Genomic DNA, 24,169 nt, shown 5'->3' on the forward strand with positions numbered 1-24,169 from the left:
TCAAAACAAAATCCTTATGAAAAACCTTTCCTTCGAACATATCGCCCAACAATGGTTTGACGCATTCAACGCCCACAACCTGGAATCACTATTGGCATTATACGATGAGGAAGCCATCCATTTTAGTCCGAAGCTAAAAATAAGACAGCCTGAAACCGGAGGATTGGTACGCGGAAAGGCAGCACTGCGGGAATGGTGGAAAGATTCTTTCGAACGCCTGCCTACTTTGCATTACCAACCTACCTCCTTCACTGCCAATGAGGAACGTGTTTTTATGGAATATATAAGAACGGTGGAAGGCGAACCGGAAATGCTGATCGCGGAAGTCCTTGAAATCAGCCATGGAAAAATAAATGCATCCAGGGTTTACCATGGCTAGTGTAAAGAAAAAATCGTAAATTATAAAAAATACGACAATGGGAAAATATCAGCAGGAATGGAAATCCTTACTTCAAAGAGAAGAAGCATTCAAAGATTGGAAGATTCGGTCCAGTGGTGGCGACCTGTTGATCCGCGTTCCTGAAGACACCGACATGGATTTGCTAAAAATGCAGTTTTCCGACCTCATCGGGCCAATGGCCCCATTAATTAAATCACCTAAAAGCACCCTGAAGTTCTACGTAGGAAGCACAAATGAAGCTGATTTTATATTTACCCTGAACTGATTCTAAACAGGCAGCCCCTTATTCGACTCCCTCCCGGCTGATTATATTTCCTACTGGTTAGGTACTATCACCCCTATCGCCTGCTTTTTTCACGCAGGAGAATAGGGTGGTTTTACGCTATCCTAAAGACGCGTGGCTGGATAACTTTGGTAAGACCAATCGATTCCCACCACAAAATCTTAAAAACATGACCAGAAATTCAATTAAAGCAAAGGCGATCATCATTCTGGTGCTCGCTTTTGCGTTTACCGGCTGCGCTCCCGGTATCCGCAATTATGTGAACAAAAAGTATCCGCCGGTATCTTCTTTAGCAAAAAGCACAGCGGCAGTAAAACAATCCATTGAGGGCCTGCAAAAGCTTTCGCAGGTTGATCTCGGTGCAAAGATCAGTTCAGGTATGATGGACAGCACCTTTCACCAGTATTTTGATTCCCTGATAAAGAAGAACGATACACTGGGACTTGCCGAAGTGGAAAAAATAGAAGTCGTAAAAAAGCCCGTCTTTTCCCTTGGAAATCAGGAGCTCATTATTGGAACTTCCCTTAAATTTTTCCTGAAGAAGAACAAGTACCTGAAGGATATCCAGATTTCTTTTACCGGACGACTGGCCCCTTCCATAGCTGGCGATACACTCGTCCTGAGGCCTGGCTTTCAACGCATTAAAATAGAAGCCCTGCACCTGAGCAAATGTCTGTTTCTGGGGAAAGCCGCAAAACTTGCCGTAAATAGTCTCTGTCTGGCATTTATGGACAACATCAACGGACAGATCAAGGACATCAATATTAAAATCAGTTATCCTCCTTTGCCTGAAGAAAAAATATCAAAACTGATCGGTACAAACGCCAACATTATCATCAGGAACGATTTTACTTTTAAGCTAAAAAGCAAAATACTAACCCCCGTTATCCTGATCAATCCGCAGAATCTGCTCGTCCTATCCGCAATAGCAGATGGAAAGGAGGATTCAGGCTCAATCGCTATTGCGGCTCAAACGGATACGATTAAAGCTAATCCGGCAATTGATCACCTGCAAAAGCCCGCGTTCTTTGTCAACGAAAAGCAGCAATTGATCTCCGTCAATAACGTCGTACTGGCCAATATGACCTCGGCAAGTACAGATAAAACCGCCGAAAATCTCCCTCAGAATGAATTTAACGAGCAATATGCTTATCTGGATTCTGCCTTTCGGGAAAGCTGGAAAATTGGATTGGATACCATAGATTACCGGGATTCAACCAGTTCAGCAGTCCACCTGTCGTACGGCGCAATTTCAAGAATTACAAATGAACTGTTCCGTGATGTTAAGTTTGATCTTGCTTACAAGATTGATATTTCCACACCGTTTAAGGAGACAAATATCAAACTTGACGAGATTCAGAAACCAGATTGCGGCGCCATTCATTTTGACTGCAACTTAAACAATTGCTCCAATGGATTGAGTAATTGCGACTATGACTGTAAATGGTGGCAAGGATGGTGTTATGCCAGGCAAGCAGCCTGCAAATCCTGGAATGCAGTAAAATGGTCTGCATGCCAGGCCGCCAACGCACTAAAACTGACCCAGTGCGCGGCTGAACTCGTTACCAGAAAAGCATTTTGTTATACTACCGTTGCGGCCATATTCCTATACGACAACATGATTAAACCTGTTGGCAAATTTAACGGGTATGCAAAAGCCTCAGGAACAATTTCCGGAGGAATAGACCAAACCTTGCCAGACGGCATCAATTCGATCAGCTTCAACGGATCTATAGACGCGGACATCAATGCCGAAGTTGGCCTTGGCTTTGTTCCTTCGGGACTACTCGGATTGATGGTCTGCAGCCTCCCTACCGCGGCCAAGTTCAACCTTAACCACATTACGCTGGCCGACAAAAAGCTGCAATTGAGGGCAGACTTCTTACGTCTCACCAACAATGAGCATCCTTTTCTTAAAATAAGCATGAGCAAATTGACCTTACCAGTTAAACTTAAGGAACCATTCTTAATAGAAATACTAAAAAACCCAAAGCTGATCCTGAACTGTGGCTCAGGAATCCTCGCCGGACTTTCCTATCTGGCATTAGCGAAATCTGAAACCTTTAATAAATTCCTTGACCTGTCTCTTAAAGGCAGTTACAACTTTGATATCCAGCATGATTTTGACATTCAACTGCCCGCTATCCCATTAGAGGTACTTCAGTACAAAACCATTCTCAACCCGGCCTGGGGAAGTAAAAGTTTAGTTTACAACAACCTTATTCAAAAACCATGAAAACACTAAAGAAATGTCTTTTGGCAATGGTCATACTCCTCAATAGCCAGTTTGCAGTTGCACAGGTTCAAGACAAAAACAGGATCAAAATAAAATTGAATGAAGCCCTGCAGGCAAACCGTTTAGACCTTGCCACAGGTTTCGCTGAAGCTTTGTTAAATAAAGCAGATTCTCCGGATGATTATCTCCTTGGCGCATCCGTGTTTGAGCTAAAGGGAGAACAAAAAAAATCTGATCCGCTGTACCTTAAAGCATTGGAATTCAAAAACGGCGAACAATTTAAGGTTTACCATGACCTTGGTTATGTTTATTTGAGAAGGTCTGACCATGGGAAAGCAAAATCCTATATGCTCAACTCATTACAAATGAATGCGGCCCAGCCTGAACTCAACCATGTGCTCTCTGCCATCTACCAAGTGGATAAAAAACCAGATAGCGCATTGATCTATGGCTTGAAAGCTTATCAACAAATTCCGACAAATCCAGACTATATTAAACAACTCGCTAACTATTACCTGAGGGCTGGAAATTTGGAAGAAGCGATCGTTTATCTGGAAAAGTTAAGCGGAAAAGAAAAGGGCAATGACAGTGCAAAACTTGCGCTTGCGGGCCTGTATTTGAAAACCGACGACTTTGCAAAAGCGCTGCCCCTATATCAGTCCCTCAGTCAGGATTCACTAGATCGCCACGATTTCCTCTACGGCCTGGCAACCTGCTATCTGGAAACGGAGCAGCCATACGATGCTGCACAGACGATCTCCAAAGCGATAGCAATGACCGGCAATCCTCAAAAGAGCTATTATGACCTGCTCATACAAAGCTATGCAGCAACAGGAGAACACCACAAAGTGATCCAGACTTATCAAAATGGCTTGGAGAAAGGAATCAGTTCCTATGGAAATTGGCTTACAGAATACAATACAGCGGTTAACGAGGTGAAAAATGAGCTGATCACCCTTGACCAGAGCCCCGGTTTGATACAAAAAGCCAGCTTAGTCAAACTCTCTGCGATCTACCTCGCTGCTAAAGACTATGGAAGCGCCATCAAGGTCATTAATGAATACAAAAAACTTGGTGGAATGGATAACGACTCCACAAAAATCGTCGCAGCGAGTGCTTATCTGGGACTACAGCGCTATAGCGAGGCAAAAGAGGCGCTGACAGGCACAGACAAAACCTTCAGCGCAGAAAATGCCGGTCTGTTTGTTGCAATTTTGTATAAACTGAAAGATTACCAATCTCTGATTGGCATCCTGGAGGGCCCGAATAAAGAAGAAACCACCCTTGATCAGGATTTACGGGATGATCTTTTGTTCAGAAGTTATTCAAAGCTGGGTGATCAGAAAAAAGCATCAAAATACCTGCATTTGAGCAATTAACCCATTACAAGTATGGTGTCAGCCTTTATCAGACGCCATACTTGTTCATATAAAATACATTTTCAGTTCCAAAGACAAATCCAGCAGGAGATTTAGCTGATGCTGTGCATTCCCTTCATCTGCATCTTCCTCTTCGATTTTAGCAGAATGTACCACTTCATTAAATTGATTCAGATTCAGACGGCAGCTGTGTTGTACGCAATATTCCAGATTGTTTAAGGCCTCAGATGCCAATAATATTCCGGTATCCTGTCGGACATTTTGCTTTGCAGACAATGATAAAGAAGCAATGATCGAATTAATTCTGTAGCTGAGCATCTGGATGGCATAAATTCCCTGCATGTCCACCTCTTTACTTTTTGGTTCCAGGTGCAGGTATTGTAATGCTTCAGAAAATTTAGCCAGCTGGATATACCCGCTTTTTCTGGCTAGCTTTGAAGCATTAATTCCAGTTTGAATCCCCCGGAGTTCTTCCTTTACTTTGAGCAAATAATTGCGGTTGGCTTCCAGAATGTTTGAAATCAAGCTTTTTAAACCTTTGGTCTCCCAGATCGGGAAAAGAAATGCGGCAAGGAAAGCAATGATACAACCGATAATGGTATATAAGATCCTTTCCGTAATGATGTGATCTGCATGTCCATCATAAATACTAAGACATAAGATCACCATCGAGGTAATAAACATCACACTTATAGAATACCTGATTCGGTTGAAGGTAAAAAAACCAAGTAGCATAAACGCCGAGATGATCAGTAACACTGCCGCCTGTTTAATCACCAGCATTAAAACAATCCCGATAACTGCACCGATGAAAGTACCGGATAAGCGTTCTACATTTCTTTTCCAGGTTAAGCCAAACCTCGGCTTTGCAACGATCACTATCGTGAGTAACAGCCAGTAACTGTATCTTCCAAAAGGAAACAACAGGGTGATCAGGTAAGCAAACAAACACAAAAGCGCCAGTCGTAAAGAAAACTTAAAAACCGCCGAACTAAAAGAAAAATGCTGTTTTAACGACGTCTGACTAAACAGTTGAGGAGATAAAAAATCTTCATAGGTAAGCTCGTTCGAACTCAGGTCCGGATGAAGGACAGAGATCGGCTGATCTCCTTTAATCACCTGAATATGGAGTGCGATATCTTCCATATTTCGCAATACTTTATGCAGGATCCGGGAATTTACAGCTCCCTCCTGTTGCGCAAGGGCGAGGAGTTCTGCTTTGGCCTTTTCAAATTTCATAAAACGCTGAGAGGGCAAAATCTTCTTTGGCCTTAAAAAAATGCCACTAAGTATTTCCAGCTCTTCGGCTAATATATCAATCAGTTCAATGATCAGTTACAGGGCTCCGGTTTTATCCAGCGCTTTTCTTACATCTGCATAGTCATAATGAATGGCCGTTACCTGCTCATACAGATCAATGACGCTGATTGCGCTGCGCAACAATTGCTGTCCTCTTTCATTCGCCGGTTTCATGGCTGTTTTATCACTGAGCAACAGATTTCTCACGAGTTCCTGCTTCTCACTCACCTTAATGTGTAAAGCAATGGTTTCGCTGTAACACTCATCCAGCGGAGCCTCAGGGTTATAACAGTTCGCTTTAGACCTCAGAAATAAAGAGGTCGTGGTAATACATTCAAAAATCGCCTGATGTAAAGAACGGTAAGGCCAGATCGCAATCTGAATCAGACTGATGAGGTAATACCAACATCCGCCAAGAAAAACATACCAACTGAACAATAAGGGATGAACCGGATGCAGTCCAAGGGTGAAAATACCCAGGATAATGGCCATAGTCCCTGTTAAGGCCATCCTGCTTCCAAAAATGGCGAACATCGAAAACACAAAAGACAGCAGAAAAATGCTGGCCGCTGTTAACCAGTGGTTGCCCAGTGAGGAGGAAACGATCAGCGCTGTAACAAAGAAGGACAGGATACTAATGATGGCACTTTTGAATTTGTTAGCTCTGTTTCCCGGTGCATCCGTTAAACTGATCAGCAACGCACCCACCCCCACTCCGATGGCCATTTTGGGTTGATGGTAAAAGAACAGCAGGGCAAAAGGCAGCACAATGGTGATGGTATTTCGCAAAGCATCCGTAAAATACTCTCCATAAATCAAACTGATCAACCTGGATGGTATGTTATCCCATTTCACCAAACCCTTACTAAACATAAAACGAACTGAATTTATTATTTCGCCGCAAAATTATTGTATAAAAACGGAATGTGGTTGAAGAACCGAAAAAAAAATCCATACAATGGTGGCCAATAGCCCAATAATACCTCAGGTTTTATCACCATCTGGTAAAACCAGTAATGGAATGGTGGTATGTTTAGCCATTTTCTGGGTGTCACTGCCTTTTAAAATAACATCGACGAAGTCGTGCGAACGATGCACCATCACCAGCAGGTCTACTGCTTCAGCTTCACAACACAAACTTAACCCAATGCCTACCTGTTCATTTTCTACGGGTCTATAGAAAATATCCGGATAGCCGGTCCGGGCTTTAACTTTTGCCAGTATCGTATTTACCCCATTCCTATGGTCAGCTCTTTCCTCATGAAGCGTATGCACTTTTGTTGCTAAAATTTCTGCCCCAAATGCACTGGCCAATGGCACTAGCTGGCCGATTGCTTTAGCGTCCTGCTCGGGATAACTAAAATCCGTGGCATAAGCGATTTTTCTTATTTTACTAAGGCTAGCCACAGGAGGAACAAGTAACAAAGGACAAGTTGCGGCATTGATCATATTTCTGGTATTGTTTTCCAGCAGGAAATGTCCCATACCTTTACGGTGCGTTCCCATAACGATCATTTCTACCTCGCAAATGCCCATGACATTTTCCAATACATCGGTCAGCCTGCCTGTTTGATTGACACAACTGATCTGTGGATGAAAGCCACTGGAATGATCGGTATGCTCAAAATGTTTTTTTAACCGCTTCAGTTCTTCATTGCTATCTTCAATGAGCCCCTCAAATCCATTCATTGACCAGACGAACCCTCCTGCCTCAGCAACTGGAACGGGAACAAAAATTGCATTACATAGAAGTACATCCAACTGTAAAAACTTTGCCAAATGATAACCGTACTCCACGGCATGATTGCCACTCTCGGAAAAATCTGTTAATAAAACTATTGTTTTCATATGATCTGGATGATTAATTAAGGATTAACAACATCAAATGTCCTGAATGAGATCCCGGAAAGCAATGACGGGCATCAATGCTTTTGCTGACAGAGGTCACTTATTAAAAAAATCACAGATCTTTCTTTTTAAATTTTTTCAGCGAGAGCAATAAAGGAAAGAGCACCCAGACAAATAAACCGGCAAATGAAATCATAATGCCAAGTGAATTTCCAAAAAACTCCCTGAATATCGCACCTGTATATCCCATCAGTGCAGAGATGTCCATCTGCAACAATATTTGTATACGACCTAAGTCAATCGGATTCAGAAAGCTGAAAAACACCATTACCCTTTCCAGCGGATAATCCTGAAACTGGAACAACAGAAACAAAACCATCGCATCAAAAATCAATGAAAAATAAAGCCATAAAAGGATAGAAAGCCCGATTCCTTTCGCCTTGTCGCGAATGATCCCTGCAGCGAACATGGCAATGCTGACAAAAATAACGGTTAAAAACAAGCCCATCGCAATCATCATTATTCCCGTACTGTCTGCATGATACAGAAGTATCGGAATCCCTACCCCAACAAAGAAAGCCAATGACAGAGAAGAAGCCAGGCCCCCAAATAAGCTCAACCAGATTGATTTCCGCTTTACCGGCTGCCCCACCAGCAATTCAATAAATTCAGAGCTGTTGTAAATGTAAATGGTCGAAAAGATGATACAGATTAGCGGAACGATAATCAGGATGATATTTAACAGACTCAGCAGTCCCTTTGCCGAGTTACTTTCTAAAGTAAAAACGCTAAAAGAGATGACCAGCAATAAAAAAGTATAAATCAGGACTATTTTATTCTGAATAATATCGAGGAGTACGTATTTGTAGATTTTTTTCATTGGAATATAATCTGAATTTTATCGGTTATGAAGCGATCATGATCTTGGTATTCATTTCGTTGTGTGATCTGTAAGATCATGATGGTTTCATCAGTTAGAAAGTATATGATTTATCGTGTTTTTGTTCATTGGAAAGGACCATCATCTTCGCCACTGCTTTTGACAACCGTTCTTCCCCCGTCTCTTCCTTCAATTCCAATATCTTTTTAGAAAACACCCGCTTTCCATCCTGCATATAAAAAACTTCCGTCACCAGGTCATCCAGCTCACTTAAAACATGTGAAGTAATTAAGATCAGTTTGCCTTTTTCTTTTTGCATGATGATTTTCTCTTTCAATTTTTCAGATGAAACCGGATCCAGTCCTGCTGTAGGTTCATCCAGGATCAACACATCCGGATTGAAAAGAAAGCTTAAACAGGCACTTACTTTCTGACGGGTACCTCCGGATAAGGTGTGCATTTTTTTATGCATCAATGCTTTCAGCTCAAAGCTCTCCATCAGGTCTTCATCCAGTTGTTTACAACTCCCTTTTCTGATGTCTTTCATCATCTCAAAAACATTCGCAATGGTCATATTTTCAGGATAACGGCCTATTTGTGGCATGTAACCAATCCGGTTACGGTAAAGCCATTGTCCGGCAATCGGCTCATGGTCAAATTCAATCGTCCCGCTATCCGGGACGACCATTCCTAAAATGGTCTTGATCAGGGTGGTTTTGCCACAACCATTTGGCCCGAGCAAGGCAATACATTCCCCTTTAGAAAAGGTCACAGACATTTCGTCTAAAGCTTTTAATCTGGAGAAACTCTTGGTGATATTTTTTGCTACAATCATAATGGGATTCTTTTCATAACAGGCTTGTCGTCCCTTAAACTTTCAGGAGTTACACCAGGTAGTATTTTTTCGGTTTTATCTAACAGCGAAACAATCAGGCTTCTAAAAAGCATCAGTGCTGCCGGGTTACTGTCAATGATCATGGAGTACATGCTTACCGGATGATAAGGCACATCTCCAATGCCATCCCTTCCCAGGTCATAGCCCTCATATTTATCCCAATAATTTCCGGTGAACGTATTTAACACCAATGAACCATTCGTCCCTATATCAAAGGTATTCCCGACGAAATTACTTCCGGTAAAGTCGTTTCCATCGCAACTGGCCTGAATTTTAACGGCCCAGCCATTATTGTTAAACGTATTCTTATACAGATTTATCCTGCTGCAACCTTCCATGTGCAGGCCTACCGTATTTTTAGTGAAATAATTGCCGGAGATCTCACTATCTGTAATGTCCTTCAGTAAAATCCCATAGGCAGCATCGCCCCAGTTGTTTAAAAAGTGGTTGTTATACATGTGGATGTTTTTGCTATACATCACGGCCACTCCTGCTTCATTGCTTTCAAAAATATTCCCGATATAAGTATTCCGGTTGGAAAACATAAAATGAATCCCATAACGGACATTCTTTGTGCTTACATTTCTCCAGATCAGTGAGTTTTTGACAAATTCAAAATACAGGCCGTCCCGGTGTCCTTTTATTTTATTCCCTATGATAATCAAACTATCCGAGCGCCAGCAATGAATGCCATTCCCGCTCTGCAGTTCGTTCTTACCGTAGGCGGTGATCGAATTGTCTTTGATCGTGCACTTTTTACTGTTCTGCACATAAATGCCAAAATTGGTATCATCGAGAATGTTATTTATCGCAGATACTTTGTAACTGTCATAAATCATGATCGCTCCCAGGTCTCTTATTTCCGACCTTCCGGTACGTTGTAACTTAAACCCTTCGATAAGCACATTTTTGGCCTTTACAGAAATGATGGCGTACTTTTTATCACCATCCAGCACTGGAAAGCCAATTCCCTTTAAGGTGACCGACTTCTGAATAATGATATTTTTTTCTTTATACAGGCCGGGATCAACAAGAATGGTATCCCCGTTTACAGAGAAATCTATTGCCGCCTGTATCGACTTAAAGGGTTTTAATTTGCCCACACGAATGGTTTTGCCCTTTGCACAAAGCGCAACCAGGCATACCATAACCAGCGTATATAAGACTTTCTTCATTAATTCCCGGTCGTCAATGTTTGGAAACTCACTTCTTCGCCCTGAGCGGTTTGTGCTTTTTCCTTTAGTTTCTGTTGATCTCCAAAGCAGGCAATATTTCCACCCATAGGGGATCTCAGCGCGTCGCTTTTTAGCAGAAAGGCTTTTTCTGCTTCAATAAATCCATGAGGCTTTTCATAGTCGACCAGATAGATGGAGCCCATATCTTCCGCTTTAACCGTTTGCGTTTTTTTAAATTCAAGAAGACAATGCAAATCGTCGAACTTGTAAATCTTTCCTTTTTTTGTGATCAGCTCAGCGCCAAAACGTTGATCTGCAATGCCCATTTTACAAAAACCACAGGCATCAATACCCACTCTGATAGGCTGAGGTCCCGTACTGCAGGAAGCCAACAGGCCTATTAAAAACAAAGCCGCAAGGGCTGCTTTTCCTTTTTCCATAGTCAATATTCTTTTTTTGTGAACCCTGTATTGCATCACGATCGCCGTAAGCAATAGCCCGCCAACGCCAATAAAAATCCATCCGCCGATATCCGGGATAGAATAGGCACCAAAATTTAAAAGTTGTTTATAGCCGATCAGCGGAGGCTGATAGCTCATTCCCGGAACGTTAATCGCTGCATTCGGATCTAAGTCATGTCCATATTGGTACTCCCATCTCCAGAAATCAACCATAGCCAGCACACCGAAAATCACGAACAGTGTAAATACAGCGATCAGCCATTTATAGGTTTTTAGAAACGAAGCCACCATTAAACAAAAAACGGCAAAGAAGACGATGATATAGGGCAAAACGCTAAACTCAATAAAGTCTCCCGTATGCAGCGTTTTCATACCAATATAATGGTTAAGCCCATTGATGATATCTACGTTTCCCGCTAATTTATGAGGGTACATTTTCAGTACAAGACCCTCCGGATATTGTGGAGCGGCCAATTCTATTTGCCAGAGCGGAACAAAAAGGACAACGAACAAAGCGAGTCCGCAAAATAATACAAGCATTCTGACGGTACTTGTGAGATAGACAGTTTTCATAATGAGATGTATAAAATAAAGAAGCTAAAAAACAGTTAATCAGGCAGGGCAATTGGATTGCCTGCCTGATTACAGGTACTTATTTTTTCAATGCTTCATCAGCAGCTTCTGAATTTTTACCCAGGCTGAAAGTAAGTGGAACGTTGGATCCTTTTGGAGAAACACGAACGTATCCCTGCATTTCCTGGTGCAACGCACTACAGAAATCTGTACAATAAAAAGGGAAAATCCCAGCCTTTTTTGGCACCCATTTCAGGGTAGAGGTTTCCCCCGGCATCACCAGCAATTCTGCATTGATATTACCTTTTACCCCAAAACCGTGTGGTACATCCCAGTCTTGTTCCAGGTTAGTGACATGGAAATAAACTTCATCACCAACTTGTATTCCCTCAATATTATCAGGAGAGAAATGGGAACGCATTGCGGTCATGTAAACATGAACTTTATTCCCTTCACGAACCACTTTTGAGTTCTTTTCTCCCATCGTCACATAAGGATTTTTGTTCTCTTCCAGTTTGAAGATCTTTTGAGAATTCTTAGAAATCAATGAAGCCGGAGCCATTTGTGCATAGTGAGGTTCGCCGATGGTTGGATAATCCAAAAGCAATTTCATCTTGTCACCGCTAATGTCAAACAACTGCGCACTTTGAGCCAGTTCCGGACCGGTTGGCAAAAACCTGTCTTTCGTGATTTTGTTATAGGCAATCAGGTACTTACCATAAGGTTTTTTGGTATTACCACCCGCAATCGTTAAGTGACCCGGAGAATAATAAGTAGGCTGTCTGTCTAATATTTTGAGGTCTTTAATGTTCCATTTTACAATTTCTGAAGAAATAAAGAAGGTCGTATACGCATTTCCTTTACCATCAAATTCGGTATGTAAGGGGCCTAAACCTGGTTTCTTCACTTCACCATACAATGCAGCTTCATATTTCAATACCGGAATACCACCATAAGCACCATCATAAGTTTTGTTGGCAATCGCTTTTTGAATCTTGCTGAAAGAGAATACAGGAATCAGGGCAGCTAACTTTCCACTTCCAACAATGTATTCACCCGTAGGGTCAACATCACAACCATGTGGCGACTTAGGACAAGGGATCATATAGACCAGATCCGGGAAATCCTTGACATCAAGAACGATCGTTTCCTTTTCGTTCGTCGAAGTTGCATTATGGGTAGATTCACTGTATTTGTTATGCACGTAATTGGCCTTAATCTTCTTCCCTTTTCCCTGTTTCACATATTCTTCGGCTTTTTTCCAGTTCACAGCGAGGATATAATCTTTGTCGCGTTTAGAAGCATTCACTTCCAGCAAAGTATGCGCCTGCTCAGAATTGTAACAGCTAAAGAAAAACCAGCCACCACTTGGCCCTTTACCGCTATGGCTTAAATCGAAATTCATACCCGGCAACAAGAGTTGAAACGCAAGTTTCATTTCCCCATCTTTAGGTGCCACACTAATGAAACTCAGCGTACCTTTAAAGTTCTTTTTATAAGAACTGATCGGCACATCTCCGTTATCATTATCCAGGGGTACGCTAAAACGTGTACCGGCCACCACATATTCTGTATTTTCAGTAATAAAAGGAGAAGAGTGATTTCCGGCACTGTTTGGAATTTCTATAATTTCCGCAGTCCGGAATGTTTTCAAATCTATTCTCGCCACCCTTGGCGTATTGTTTTCGTTCGCGAACAACCAACGCCCATCAATCTCACCATTGGTTTGTGATAAATCGAGATGATGCTGATCGCCCCATGGAATCTCGCCATGAGAAGTATTTAACATCGGCTTGGTTTCTTCACTATATCCCCAACCCTTCTCAGGATCAACAGAAAATACGGGAATCACCCTTAACAAACGACCCGAAGGTATGCCATAAACACTGACCTGTCCGCTAAAACCACCAGACACAAAATTGTACATTTCATCGTACTTACCGGGTGCAACATACACCTTCCCAGCCGCATCACTTCCGGTCGCATCTCCAGCGCTTTTAGGCTTACAGCCAGAGAAATTCATCAGCATCAGAACGCTCGCAAATGAATAAACAGAGTATAGAAACTTTCTCATAAAAACATATATTAATTTAACATTATTTTACACCATCATTTTTTCTGAGATACTCAAGAATATCTCTTGCATTCTCATCAGTAAGGCTTTGATTTGGCATCCGGACCATACAGATTTCCAGCATCGCCTGAACCTTAGGATCTTTATCGATCATCACATCGGTATTGGTCATAAAATTCATGATCCATTCTGCTTTATGCCGACTGGTTACTCCGGCCCATCCCGGGCCTACCAGTTTTTCATCAGTCAGCTTATGGCAGGAAGTACATTTTAAATCGGCAACCTGCTTACCCCTGTCGGCCATCACATGATCAAGTTTCTCCTCTAACTTGACCTCGGTAAACTTGCCCTCCCCACGGTTGGGATCGTAATCGGACTTCTCTGTTGTGCCAGCCGTCTCTGCGCCGGCTTCTCCGGATGTTTCTGTCGAACTGCTGTTGACCTTTCCACCGCAAGCAGCTATCACTAAGGCCAATGAGCAAATAAAAAATAGTTTTTTCATAACGAAATATTGGTTTGTTTTTCTATGTAATAGTACAGCTATAATTCATCCTGAAGAATGATCGAAATCATGTCAAAGGCTCTTAAAAAATGATGTTCATCATATGCTAAACCACGATTTTTACTTTACTTGACAGAATTTTACACGCGTATAAAAACATTCCTTTAAAACTTATGGAATCCACCTCTTTTAATTTGAATAACTGGCTAAAAACAGCCCTCCTGAATTTCCTCGTTGTGGCGCTGGCCGGCATCATCTTACGGTACAAAATAAATTTCCCTTTGCCTTTGATCAACCAGAAATACCTGCTGCATGGCCACTCCCATTTTGCCTTCGTGGGTTGGGTTACCCTGGCCTTAATGGCTTTAATGGTTAACTATCTTTTGAAAAACGGACTGAAAACCAATTATAGAAAATACCACTGGATCCTGCTTGCCAATACCATCACCGCATACGGGATGTTACTGACCTTTGTGGTCCAGGGCTATGCGTTCTTTTCCATCACCTTTTCTACACTCTCCATCTTTGTCTCCTATGCTTTCATTTATTTTTTCTGGCAGGACCTGCGAAAAATTAAGGAGGAGTTCGCGGTGAAGCCCTGGTTTAAAACGGCATTGATTTTATGGGCGCTCTCCTCCCTGGGCGCATTCACACTCGCCTATTTAATGGCATCCCAGATTAAAGTCCAGGATTATTACTTTGCGGCGATCTATTTTTTTCTCCATTTCCAATACAATGGATGGTTCATATTTGCGGGTTTTGGCCTGTTATTTTCATTTTTTAACCGTGGTCAGCATGCGGCCTTGCTAAAGTTGAACAGGGCTTTATTCCTGATACTCGCTGCCACCGTTGTTCCTGGTTACTTTCTTTCTTTACTTTGGTTAAAACTACCTTCTTTTGTCTACTGGACCGCTACTTTTTCCGGTATCCTGCAACTGTTAGCCCTCTTTTATTTCTTTAAATTTTTCAAACTGATCAAAGCACAGGCCATCACTTACTTCACAAAAACAACCCGTTTTTTATGGACCCTGGCTGCACTTTCATTTGTCATCAAAATCAGCTTACAGTTTTTATCCGTTTTTCCCAACCTGAGCGATTTTGCATTTGGCTTCAGGCCAATCGTAATCGCGTATTTGCATCTGTGTTTTTTAGGGATCATTTCGTTTTTCCTGATTGGCCATTTCAATGAGGTCCTGGCACCGCATAGAAAAATGAGCAAATCCGGAATCATGACCTTTGTTTCGGGCGTGATCATTCAGGAAATCGCATTGATGATCCAGGGATTGGAAATGATCGGAATAAATCTGCCGATACCAACGGGCATCATCTTATTCGTTTCGTCACTGATCATGGGAACAGGGCTGTTCCTGATGGTTCGCAAAATATGGGACATAAAAAAATCCACTGCAAATACGATTCACAATGGATTAACCAAAATCAACACTTAAGATGCTATCGCTGTCTAAGTTCCTTTTCTAAGGCAAGCGCTTTTGGAAAAAGAATGTTGTTTTCCAGGTGCACATGTTTATGTAAGTCATTTTCATATTCATCAAGCTTCTTGTATAAAATGGTGTAGGAGTTACAGGCACCGGCAGGCAAGGTAAAATTATCAGTCAGTTCACGGATGGTCTGCAAAGCTTCACCTGCCTCCTCATGTTCAGATTCCATCATTTGAATTGGATTAGATACCGCTCCGAAAGCGCTTTCCGACAATCGGCCGGCTTGATCCTGAACATCCGACATCTCTTTGATAAAGGGGAAAAGAACTTTTTCTTCTTTCATCAGGTGCAGGGTTAAATCATTGGCAACTTTCGCAAAGATCTCTGCCACCCGGATGGTTTCAGGATGTTGAGCACCGTGAACCGAAGCTACTTTATTTGCCAGTTCCATAATAAAAGTGGTATTGTCCTTTACATATTGATGATGCGTATTGATGATATAATCGGTCAAAAATCCCGGATTCCATTTGCTGTAATCATTTTCCGAGTCAACAGGAGCTTCCTTCAGGAATTCCATTGCTTTTTGTACCACCTCTGTATCAATTCCTTTTCTTTTACAAACTTCGGCAAGGATCTTTTTTCCTCCGCAACAGAAATCAATTCCAAACGATTTGAATACCTGTGCTTTTCTGTAATCTTTTGTCACCATCTCTCCAATGGTCTCTTCATTTTGGGGCGTTTCATTTTTTGCAATTTTCACTTTCCATAATTCCGGACCGTTCTCCAAATACGCCCAGGTAAAGTGCTGACCTCTCTCCGCCAGTAACTGATAATACAATGGTTTTGGATCATGGTCATTGTCTATGACAAAGGCTTCTCCAGGATTTAAGCCATCATATATTTCAAAAATTGTCGGGTGTTTTAAGCGGGGTTCTAAAGCGGTAACATTTAATGTGATCATCGTTTCCATAATATCTTTTTTAAGATGAATAATATAAAGGCAAATCTATCGCTTAGTCCTGCCCCCCTTTTATGATCTCAATCACATCCGGGAATAATCTTTTCGCTCAATATCCCCGTAGCTTTCTGATGCCTGCAGCAGAGATGAAATCAGCATTCCATTCGGGAGCCCAAACCAATTTCACTTCTACTTTGAACGCTTTAAAAGAGCGCTCCATACAATTTCTGGTCGCAGACAAAATGCTTTCTCCCATCGGGCAAGATTTGGACGATAAGGTCATCTCTATCAGAATGGCACTGAAATCTTCATTCATCTCCATGAAATAAATCAACCCCAGGTCGACAATATTCACTTGCAGTTCAGGATCGATAACCGTTTTTAAAGCCTCGACAACTTGGGTTCTATGCTCAATTAACGTTTCAGGATTGTTCATAATTTTCGGTTTTAATAGGATGTAAAAGCAAGCAAACGACGTGGATGCCATAGCATAAAGCAGTCAGCAACAAACTCCCTGCAGCAATGTATTTCAGGATGTCGTAAGAGAAAAGAAAGCCGGGAATGAAGGTCAGCAGAAAGACAAGGAATGTAGCAAATTGAAGGTACAGAAGGCCGTTACCAATCAGATCTGCCGGTAAGGGCGTTTTCACTTTACCGGTTAAATGTTCATAGCATTTCAGCCAAACCACATACGGCAGGATCTTGAAAGTCTGCCCTAATATTAAGGAGTTAATCCAGCCCATAAAGATCAAAATCCCATAGAACACCGATAAATTGGTAGCCAGTGCATTGTGTTTCAAATGATAATAAAGTACAAAGGGTAAGGTCAGTATTGCCAAAGCCAGCAATATAAATGAAAGCAGTGTTTGCAGCATCGGCAAATCGATCCCTGCACGTATCCTCGTGATCACGCACTGATAAACATAAGCCATATAAAAACAGATCCCGAGAACTCCTAAAAATGAAATTACATAAGTCTTGAAATTAATTCCGTAAACATATCCATCGAGGATAAACAACAATAAGGCGGCATTTATGAAATAATAGCTATAGGACAGCAAGTGTGTTTTTTGATATTTCGAAACCAGAAACATGGGTAATAATTTCGCACTAACCCCAATGATGAGCATTAAGAACCAACCTGCGATCCCCATGTGTGCGTGTAACCTTAAAAACTGCAAATGATCTTTAGGCAAAAAGGAAAAGGTAAAATTAAAGACCATCAGGCCTCCTAACAGAACGGTTAAACTGAGCCAGATGCAAGAAGTGAGAATGAATTCTGTAACAATAGATTTTTGTTTTTTGTCCTTCACCGTCAGGAAAACATTGAGGTTAAATAAGACAACAGCGACAAAGATCAGGAGGCTTGCAATCTGCATATTCAGCCCCGGATTAAACACCCAGAAAGAATACACCAGGAGAATGACGCCAGGCACAAAGAAGGCCAGGCTAAACCAGGAAAGCCGGATGCTAAATAAGCTCGTCTCCAGGATAAAGGGCAGCAACTGATATAAAGTACCGAAGATAATCATCGTACCCCATCCCAGGGCAGCTATATGCGTTAGCGCCAATATTTTAGGCTGGAAGTAATGACCGGAAATAGCCTCCGTTGAAAAGAGGAACATCACCGTCAGGGCCAGGAAAAATAAGGCAGCGATCAGATAATGACAGACCGTGATTCGGTAGAGGGCATTTTGAGGTTTAACTGTGCTCATGATTTGTAGATCAGCAGCTCCAGTTCCTGATCTGATTTATGGTGAAATAAAAATGTCAATCCTCTTTTAGTCAATTCCGGGATTAGAAATACGGGAAGTTTTTTATGATGCACATATAACAATTCATCACCCGCTAATTCTTCCAGGTTCGCTATGATCCGCAGCATAGGCTGAGGCATTTCCAACTGACGGACATCAATACACCTGATCTTCTCCGGATTAAATTGATCCAGTACACTGTCGAACATCCGCTTGTCAACCGAAACCGGATGCCCCTCAGATAGGTTGACAACCGGCTCCTCCTTTTTTTCGAACCAGGTAACCACCAGGTTTTCCTCCACAACCTCTACCTCATGCAGAAAGCCCTGATCATGGAGTAAATTGATCAGCGGGACAGGTTCAAAGGAATTAATTATTTTGATACATTCGCCCTTTTTTAGGGAACCAGCCAGCTTTAATATTTCTTTTAAAGGATCTATATCCTGATCCAGATAAGGGCGAACATCGAGTTCCCTGACATTTTCATGCCGACTGAAATCTATCTTTTTCGGGGCCGGCACCATCCCTTCCTCCGGCCGTTGATCAATACAAAACCCGATTTGCTCCATGCTCGATAAAAAAGCATTCAGCTCGCAACGCGCAATTCTGCAGGCATCTTCAATGCTGATACGGCGGGCAAATAAGCTTCTCAAAATCGGATTCCTCAACTTCGAGAAATTCCGGTTAAGCTTCACCAATGCCTCGATCACCGCTTCCTGATTTGCCGCTAACAATGCGGTAATACGTGTATTTCTGTTAATCGTCAATAATCTTTTTTCCATCTTTATTTGTATTAATTTTCCTCATAAAATCACCATGACCTAATGCAGCTTGAGTTATCTGAAAACGACCTGAATATGAACAGTTGAAAAATCTTTGTTGATGAACTCCTTTCCGGAATAACCAAGATTGCCCAGGGTGGGTACCTGATTCACAAAGTGCTGAACGTAATAATTCCCCTTGTAATGTTTGCTTTCCAGAAAACAGACCATTGCCCTGAAATCTTTTTCATCGATGAGATCAGCATGAACAGTCGTTCGCAGTTCAAAGCATGTAGTTGATTTGATTAAAAGCATTAATGTTTCTTCAAATTCGGCAAACAAATCAGAAGAAGTGACCGACTGAAAGGACTCGGGTAAAGCTTTAAAATCCAATGCAACATAATCCACCAGCTTTTCCTCCAGAATTTGCTTCATCACTTTCGGCCTGCAGCCATTCGTATCTAATTTCACAACGTAACCCAACGACCTGATCTCCTTTATGACTGGGATCAGATGCTTATGCAGGGTACATTCTCCACCGCTAAGGACCACCCCATCCAGAATTCCCTTTCGGGAATGAAGGAAATCCATTGTTTGATTAATGCTCAACTTTCCTTTTCCCAGCACGATATCCGGATTATAACAATAAGAACAGCGCATATTACAACCTGCAAACCAAAGTATGCAGGCTGTTCTATCAGGGTAATCGAGTAAGGTAAATGGCGTAATGCTATAAACCGGCGTTACCGTTTTCATTTTCTGTGAAATGTTTTCGTTGCTGATGCTCCCCCTTTTTTCCGGTATTGAAACTCTCGACAGGTCTATGATAACCCATGACACGGGTATAGACTAAACATTTCGTTCTTTTTTCTGAATGACGGCTTAAAATTTCAAATTGTTCCTGTGTTTTCATAATGCAAATCTTTTGACTGGTTATATTCATTTAAAATTGATTCATCGCAAAGCGGACAGTATTCGTGTTCTCCGTTTAAATAACCATGAATGGTGCAAACGCTAAAGAGCGGTGTGACAGTGATGTACGGCAATTTAAAGTTAGTGAGCACCTTCCTGACAAATGTTTTACAGGCTTCCGGAGAAGCTATTTTTTCCCGCATATACAAATGCAAAACCGTTCCTCCGGTATATTTACATTGCAATTGATCCTGCAAGAGTAAAGCTTCAAAAGGATCATCGGTATGGTCAACAGGAATCTGAGAACTGTTGGTATAATAAATATTGGCGTCTTTTCCGGCTTGCAGAATATCCGGAAAACGTTTCTTGTCTTCTTTAGCAAAACGATAAGTGGTCCCTTCTGCAGGAGTAGCCTCCAAATTGTATAGATTTCCGGTATGTTCCTGAAATTCCTTCATCCGCATCCGGATATGCTCCAGCATCTCTAATGAAAAAGAGATCCCACTGGAGTCGATAATCGTATACTGACCTTCCGAAAAATTCAGGATCATTTCATTCATCCCGTTTACACCGATGGTAGAAAAGTGATTGCGGAAATGGCTCAGGTATCTTTTTGTATAAGGATATAAACCCTGATCATACATTTCCTGAATAAAAACCCTTTTCTTCTCTAATGTCGACTTGGCCAGGTAAAGCAACCGGTCCAGTTGTTCGTAAAGCGCTTCCTTGTTTCCTTTACATAAATACCCCAGACGGGCCATATTTATCGTCACCACGCCAATACTGCCGGTCATTTCTGCACTTCCAAAGAGTCCGTTTCCACGTTTCAGCAACTCCCTTAAATCGAGCTGCAGGCGACAGCACATGCTCCTTACCGCATTGGGTTTATAGGCATCCGGATTCTCGGTTTGATTTCCGTTTTCATCCAGCATATACTGACTTCCGATGAAATTCTGAAAATACGAAGAGCCAATTTTCGCTGTGTTCTCAAAGAGCAGGTCCACATTTTCTCCATTCCAGTCAAAATCTTCAGTGATATTTACCGTCGGAATGGGAAAGGTAAAAGGTTGTCCGCCGGCATCACCTTCGGTCATGACGGTATAATAGGCCTTATTGATCATGTTCATTTCTTTCTGAAAATGTTCATAACGCAGGTCTGTCAGCTGACTTGCCCCTCTGTTTTTGGCTTCAGTTAGCAGTGCCTCATCGGCAAGGCCGGTAAAAAGGTGAAGGTTATTTTTTGTGGGGATCTGTTCTTTCAGGTCCTGAGGAACCAACCAATCCAGCGTAATATTTGTAAAAGGAGATTGTCCCCACCTCGCAGGCACATTCAGATTATAGACAAAACCTCTGATCGCTTTTAACACTTCATTAAAAGAAAGCTGGTCTTTAAAAACATAAGGCGCAAGATAGGTGTCAAATGAGCTGAAGGCCTGTGCTCCTGCCCATTCACTTTGCAGGATTCCTAAAAAATTAGCCATCTGACCTAAAGCCTCTCTGTAATGCGAAGGCGCTTTACTCTCCACTCTTCCCCTTACGCCATTAAAACCTTCGTTGAGCAACGCCCGAAGGCTCCATCCCGCACAATAGCCGGTCAGGCAATCGAGGTCATGGATATGAAGATCCGCAGCGCGATGGGCATATCCTTCTTCACGTGAGTACACTTTATCGAGCCAATAATTGGCCACGATCTTTCCAGCCATATTGTTCACCAGACCTGCATTTGAATAGGAAGTGTTTGCATTTGCTTTGATCCTCCAGTCCGTCTGCCTGATGTACTCTTCAACCGTCTGTGTGCTGTCTACATAAGTCGTATCCTCGTTTAAGCCGGCAACATGCTCCCTTTGCATTTTCCTGGTGTGGCGGTACAACATAAAAGAACGTAATACTTCAAAGTATTTCTGCTCATAGAGCACGCGTTCAATTACATCCTGTATATCTTCCACTGCCCAGATGTCATTTTCATCCAACTTGCTGAGTACGACTTCACAAATGTTACTATCCGCTACCAACCCCACACTTTCAAATGATTTTTTTAGCGCATCCGCAATCTTGAAAGCTTCAAAATGGTGATAAGTTCCGTTTCTCTTTATAACTTGTTTTTTCATCTTTTTTTTCTGAATGATATTTCAAAAACAAAATAACACAAGGCCAGTATTCCGAACCCAAAAAGTGTGTCTCCAATCGCACGCATCCATTTTAGGGTAACCATACCAGGTTGCTGCATCAATTCGCTGGAACGTGCATACCACATTCCATGTGTGATACTTTCCACGGCCTGCCATATCCCTATCGGTAAAAGGCTGAATAAGGCCATCGTTAATAATCCAATGTTTGTTGACCAAAAGATAAATTTCATCAGCTTTTCATTCCAGACTTCATGACGGAACAGGCTTCTTAACACAAAGAGCATCAGACCGATCCCAAGCATTCCATAGACGCCAAATAAGGCCGTATGTCCATGTAGCGCTGTTGTATTTAAACCCTGGACATAATAGAGTGCTATCGGAGGATTGATAATAAAACCAAAGACCCCTGCACCCAGGAAATTCCAAAAGGCAACTGCGATCATAAAATAGATCGGCCATTTATAGTCTTTAATCCATTCGGTAGCTTTGGAAAGCCGGTAATTGTGATAAGCTTCATACCCGATTAATACCAGAGGAACAATCTCCAATGCGCTAAATGTCGCTCCAAGTGCCATCACACCCACAGGTGTTCCGGAGAAATATAAATGATGACAGGTTCCCAGAATCCCGCCCGACATAAAAACAATGGTCGAAAAAATAACATTTATCGTTGCTGTTTTAGTTTTAAGCAAACCTAAACGCACGAATAGAAAAGCAATGACTACCGTTGCGAATACTTCAAAGAATCCCTCCACCCAAAGATGAACTACCCACCATCTCCAATATTCAGCTATGGCCAGATTGATTTGCCTGCCCCACATTAAACCTGCCGCATAAAACAATGCGATTGCAGTACAGGAGATCAGAAACATCACGATCAGACTCTTTTCCGCTGTTTTTTGCCTTAATACCGTAAGTAAAGGTCTTACCATTAACGCCAGCCACAGGAACAACCCAATCAACAGGAATATCTGCCAGAACCTTCCCAGATCAACATATTCATAACCCTGGTGTCCAAACCAGAAATTGTCAATCAGGTTTAGTTTTTGCATTACCCCCATCCATTGGCCTGCCATAGAGCCTAGTACAATGATCAACAGTGCAATAAATAAGAAATTCACACCAAACACCTGAAATTTCGGATCTTTACCGGAAACAGCCGGGGCGATGTACAAACCTGTGGCAAGCCATGCAGTAGCAATCCAAAAGATGGCCAGTTGTGTATGCCAGGTTCTTGTGATCGAATAAGGCAGAAACTGGTCTAAAGGAATTCCATAAAACCCATTGCCTTCCACACCATAATGTGCAGTGATGACTCCCATGACTACCTGAAGCACGATCAGCAGGCTGACCACTAAAAAATACTTTTTAATATGGTACATCGAAGGAGTCATTCCTTGTCTTAAAAGAGGATCTTCTGCAGGTGTTTCGAGGTGTTCATCTTCGCCGGACTTTACATGATAAAAAACCAGAATGCCGATACAAAAAATCAGTAGAATGATACTAATACCAGACCAGATCAGTAAATCCGGAGTGGCCACATTTCCTACCAGCTCATCCGATGGCCAGTTGTGTGTGTAAGATATTTTCGCACCTGGTCTTTCTGTGACCGTGGCCCATGTTGCCCAGAAGAAAAATGCATTCATTTTATGCATCCGTTCCTTGTCTTTTATAGACATTTTCGGGATGGCATAGTCGTGTCTGAGCTGATCAAATTCGGGCTCATCCATAAACAGGCCTCTGTAATAGTTACTCAGATAACTGATGGCTTCCAGACGATCAGCAGAAACGCTGATCGTGTTTGTTTTTTCATTATAGGTATTGCTGCGAACATCTCCCTGGAGCCGCATCTTTAAAGCGGCCTGTTGCTCTCCATTCAGTGCATCAAAATCCTTATTAAAATCTCTTTTTGCATATTTATTCAAGATAAAGACGGCTTCCCTATGAAGCCAGTCGGCGGTCCAATCGGGCGCAACATATGCACCATGTCCCCAGATTGTACCGACTTCCTGACCACCCATACTTTGCCATATATTCTGACCATCTTTAATTTCCTGCCCTGTAAAGACAACCTGGTTCCCAACGGAAATTATCCGGTCAGGAACCGGTGGCGCTTGCTGGTAAATTTCATATCCATAATAGCCTAAAACGGCAAAGGAGATACTCATTACCAGTGCAAAACCTATCCAAAGTTTTCTCTCTTTGTTCATT

At 42.0% G+C, this 24,169-nt stretch carries 22 protein-coding genes; 5 read left to right on the forward strand and 17 right to left on the reverse strand.

Annotated elements, in window-relative coordinates; translation table 11 throughout:
- Positions 1-16: 16 nt before the first annotated feature.
- The 4 genes from BLQ87_RS12560 to BLQ87_RS12575 all read left to right on the forward strand — a co-directional run bounded on the left by BLQ87_RS12560 (position 17) and on the right by BLQ87_RS12575 (position 4,298).
- Positions 17-379 carry a nuclear transport factor 2 family protein gene (locus BLQ87_RS12560; protein ID WP_074607122.1) on the forward strand — a complete coding sequence of 121 codons (363 nt, stop codon included), beginning with the start codon at positions 17-19 and terminating at the stop codon, positions 377-379.
- A 37-nt stretch (positions 380-416) separates the two neighbouring features.
- Positions 417-665, forward strand: coding sequence for a hypothetical protein (locus tag BLQ87_RS12565; protein WP_074607124.1), 249 nt, complete (start codon positions 417-419; stop codon positions 663-665).
- A gap of 187 nt (positions 666-852) precedes the next feature.
- Positions 853-2,919, forward strand: a complete 2,067-nt coding sequence (locus BLQ87_RS12570) for a hypothetical protein (protein WP_074607126.1) — start codon at positions 853-855, stop codon at positions 2,917-2,919.
- Positions 2,916-4,298 carry a tetratricopeptide repeat protein gene (locus tag BLQ87_RS12575; protein ID WP_074607128.1) on the forward strand — a complete coding sequence of 461 codons (1,383 nt, stop codon included), beginning with the start codon at positions 2,916-2,918 and terminating at the stop codon, positions 4,296-4,298. Before BLQ87_RS12570 ends, BLQ87_RS12575 begins: the two co-directional genes overlap by 4 nt.
- Positions 4,299-4,343: 45 nt before the next feature.
- On the opposite strand, the gene BLQ87_RS12580 is transcribed toward BLQ87_RS12575, so the two are convergent.
- The 9 genes from BLQ87_RS12580 to BLQ87_RS12620 all read right to left on the reverse strand — a co-directional run bounded on the left by BLQ87_RS12580 (position 4,344) and on the right by BLQ87_RS12620 (position 14,005).
- On the reverse strand, positions 4,344-5,537 hold the full coding sequence (locus tag BLQ87_RS12580) for an FUSC family protein (protein ID WP_074607130.1): 1,194 nt from the start codon (positions 5,535-5,537) through the stop codon (positions 4,344-4,346).
- A gap of 96 nt (positions 5,538-5,633) precedes the next feature.
- Positions 5,634-6,470, reverse strand: coding sequence for an FUSC family membrane protein (locus BLQ87_RS12585; protein ID WP_074607132.1), 837 nt, complete (start codon positions 6,468-6,470; stop codon positions 5,634-5,636).
- 111 nt (positions 6,471-6,581) lie between these two features.
- Positions 6,582-7,445 carry a universal stress protein gene (locus BLQ87_RS12590; RefSeq protein ID WP_074607135.1) on the reverse strand — a complete coding sequence of 288 codons (864 nt, stop codon included), beginning with the start codon at positions 7,443-7,445 and terminating at the stop codon, positions 6,582-6,584.
- 112 nt (positions 7,446-7,557) lie between these two features.
- Positions 7,558-8,325, reverse strand: a complete 768-nt coding sequence (locus BLQ87_RS12595) for an ABC transporter permease subunit (RefSeq protein WP_074607138.1) — start codon at positions 8,323-8,325, stop codon at positions 7,558-7,560.
- Positions 8,326-8,419: 94 nt separating this feature from the next.
- The gene (locus tag BLQ87_RS12600) at positions 8,420-9,160 is read right to left on the reverse strand and encodes an ABC transporter ATP-binding protein (RefSeq protein WP_074607141.1); all 741 of its coding nucleotides are present in this window, start codon (positions 9,158-9,160) and stop codon (positions 8,420-8,422) included.
- Positions 9,157-10,395 (reverse strand): nitrous oxide reductase family maturation protein NosD, encoded by a 1,239-nt coding sequence (locus tag BLQ87_RS12605; RefSeq protein WP_074607143.1) that lies wholly within the window; start codon positions 10,393-10,395, stop codon positions 9,157-9,159. Before BLQ87_RS12605 ends, BLQ87_RS12600 begins: the two co-directional genes overlap by 4 nt.
- Entirely contained in the window at positions 10,395-11,429 is a 1,035-nt protein-coding gene (locus tag BLQ87_RS12610; protein WP_074607146.1) for a nitrous oxide reductase accessory protein NosL, read from the reverse strand. Before BLQ87_RS12610 ends, BLQ87_RS12605 begins: the two co-directional genes overlap by 1 nt.
- 79 nt (positions 11,430-11,508) lie before the next feature.
- On the reverse strand, positions 11,509-13,503 hold the full coding sequence (gene nosZ / locus BLQ87_RS12615; RefSeq protein ID WP_083361832.1) for a Sec-dependent nitrous-oxide reductase: 1,995 nt from the start codon (positions 13,501-13,503) through the stop codon (positions 11,509-11,511).
- A 22-nt stretch (positions 13,504-13,525) separates the two neighbouring features.
- Positions 13,526-14,005: a c-type cytochrome gene (locus BLQ87_RS12620; RefSeq protein WP_074607150.1), complete on the reverse strand. Its 480-nt coding sequence runs from the start codon at positions 14,003-14,005 to the stop codon at positions 13,526-13,528.
- A gap of 173 nt (positions 14,006-14,178) precedes the next feature.
- Between BLQ87_RS12620 and BLQ87_RS12625 the strand changes: the two genes are divergently transcribed.
- Positions 14,179-15,453, forward strand: a complete 1,275-nt coding sequence (locus BLQ87_RS12625) for a hypothetical protein (protein WP_074607152.1) — start codon at positions 14,179-14,181, stop codon at positions 15,451-15,453.
- Positions 15,454-15,457: 4 nt separating this feature from the next.
- Here BLQ87_RS12625 and ric read toward each other — a convergent pair whose 3' ends face one another.
- From ric to BLQ87_RS12665, 8 genes are all read right to left on the reverse strand, one after another.
- A complete protein-coding gene (ric, locus tag BLQ87_RS12630; RefSeq protein WP_074607154.1) occupies positions 15,458-16,414 on the reverse strand; it encodes an iron-sulfur cluster repair di-iron protein in 957 nt (318 codons plus the stop codon).
- Positions 16,415-16,511: 97 nt separating this feature from the next.
- Positions 16,512-16,838 (reverse strand): metal-sulfur cluster assembly factor, encoded by a 327-nt coding sequence (locus tag BLQ87_RS12635; RefSeq protein ID WP_074607156.1) that lies wholly within the window; start codon positions 16,836-16,838, stop codon positions 16,512-16,514.
- The gene (locus BLQ87_RS12640; protein WP_074607158.1) at positions 16,825-18,117 is read right to left on the reverse strand and encodes a hypothetical protein; all 1,293 of its coding nucleotides are present in this window, start codon (positions 18,115-18,117) and stop codon (positions 16,825-16,827) included. The genes BLQ87_RS12635 and BLQ87_RS12640 overlap by 14 nt, the downstream gene beginning before the upstream one ends.
- On the reverse strand, positions 18,114-18,938 hold the full coding sequence (locus tag BLQ87_RS12645) for a DUF2249 domain-containing protein (RefSeq protein ID WP_074607160.1): 825 nt from the start codon (positions 18,936-18,938) through the stop codon (positions 18,114-18,116). The genes BLQ87_RS12640 and BLQ87_RS12645 overlap by 4 nt, the downstream gene beginning before the upstream one ends.
- Positions 18,939-18,992: 54 nt before the next feature.
- Entirely contained in the window at positions 18,993-19,673 is a 681-nt protein-coding gene (locus BLQ87_RS12650) for an anaerobic ribonucleoside-triphosphate reductase activating protein (protein ID WP_074607163.1), read from the reverse strand.
- The gene (gene nrdD / locus BLQ87_RS34175) at positions 19,648-19,830 is read right to left on the reverse strand and encodes an anaerobic ribonucleoside-triphosphate reductase (protein ID WP_143010426.1); all 183 of its coding nucleotides are present in this window, start codon (positions 19,828-19,830) and stop codon (positions 19,648-19,650) included. Before nrdD ends, BLQ87_RS12650 begins: the two co-directional genes overlap by 26 nt.
- Positions 19,808-21,937: a ribonucleoside triphosphate reductase gene (locus tag BLQ87_RS12660; protein ID WP_074607165.1), complete on the reverse strand. Its 2,130-nt coding sequence runs from the start codon at positions 21,935-21,937 to the stop codon at positions 19,808-19,810. Before BLQ87_RS12660 ends, nrdD begins: the two co-directional genes overlap by 23 nt.
- Complete coding sequence (locus tag BLQ87_RS12665) at positions 21,934-24,168, reverse strand: nitric-oxide reductase large subunit (protein WP_074607168.1); 2,235 nt, start codon at positions 24,166-24,168, stop codon at positions 21,934-21,936. The genes BLQ87_RS12660 and BLQ87_RS12665 overlap by 4 nt, the downstream gene beginning before the upstream one ends.
- Position 24,169: the final 1 nt, after the last annotated feature.

Origin of the sequence: Pedobacter steynii (genome assembly GCF_900103665.1) — a bacterium.
Classification (GTDB): domain Bacteria; phylum Bacteroidota; class Bacteroidia; order Sphingobacteriales; family Sphingobacteriaceae; genus Pedobacter; species Pedobacter steynii.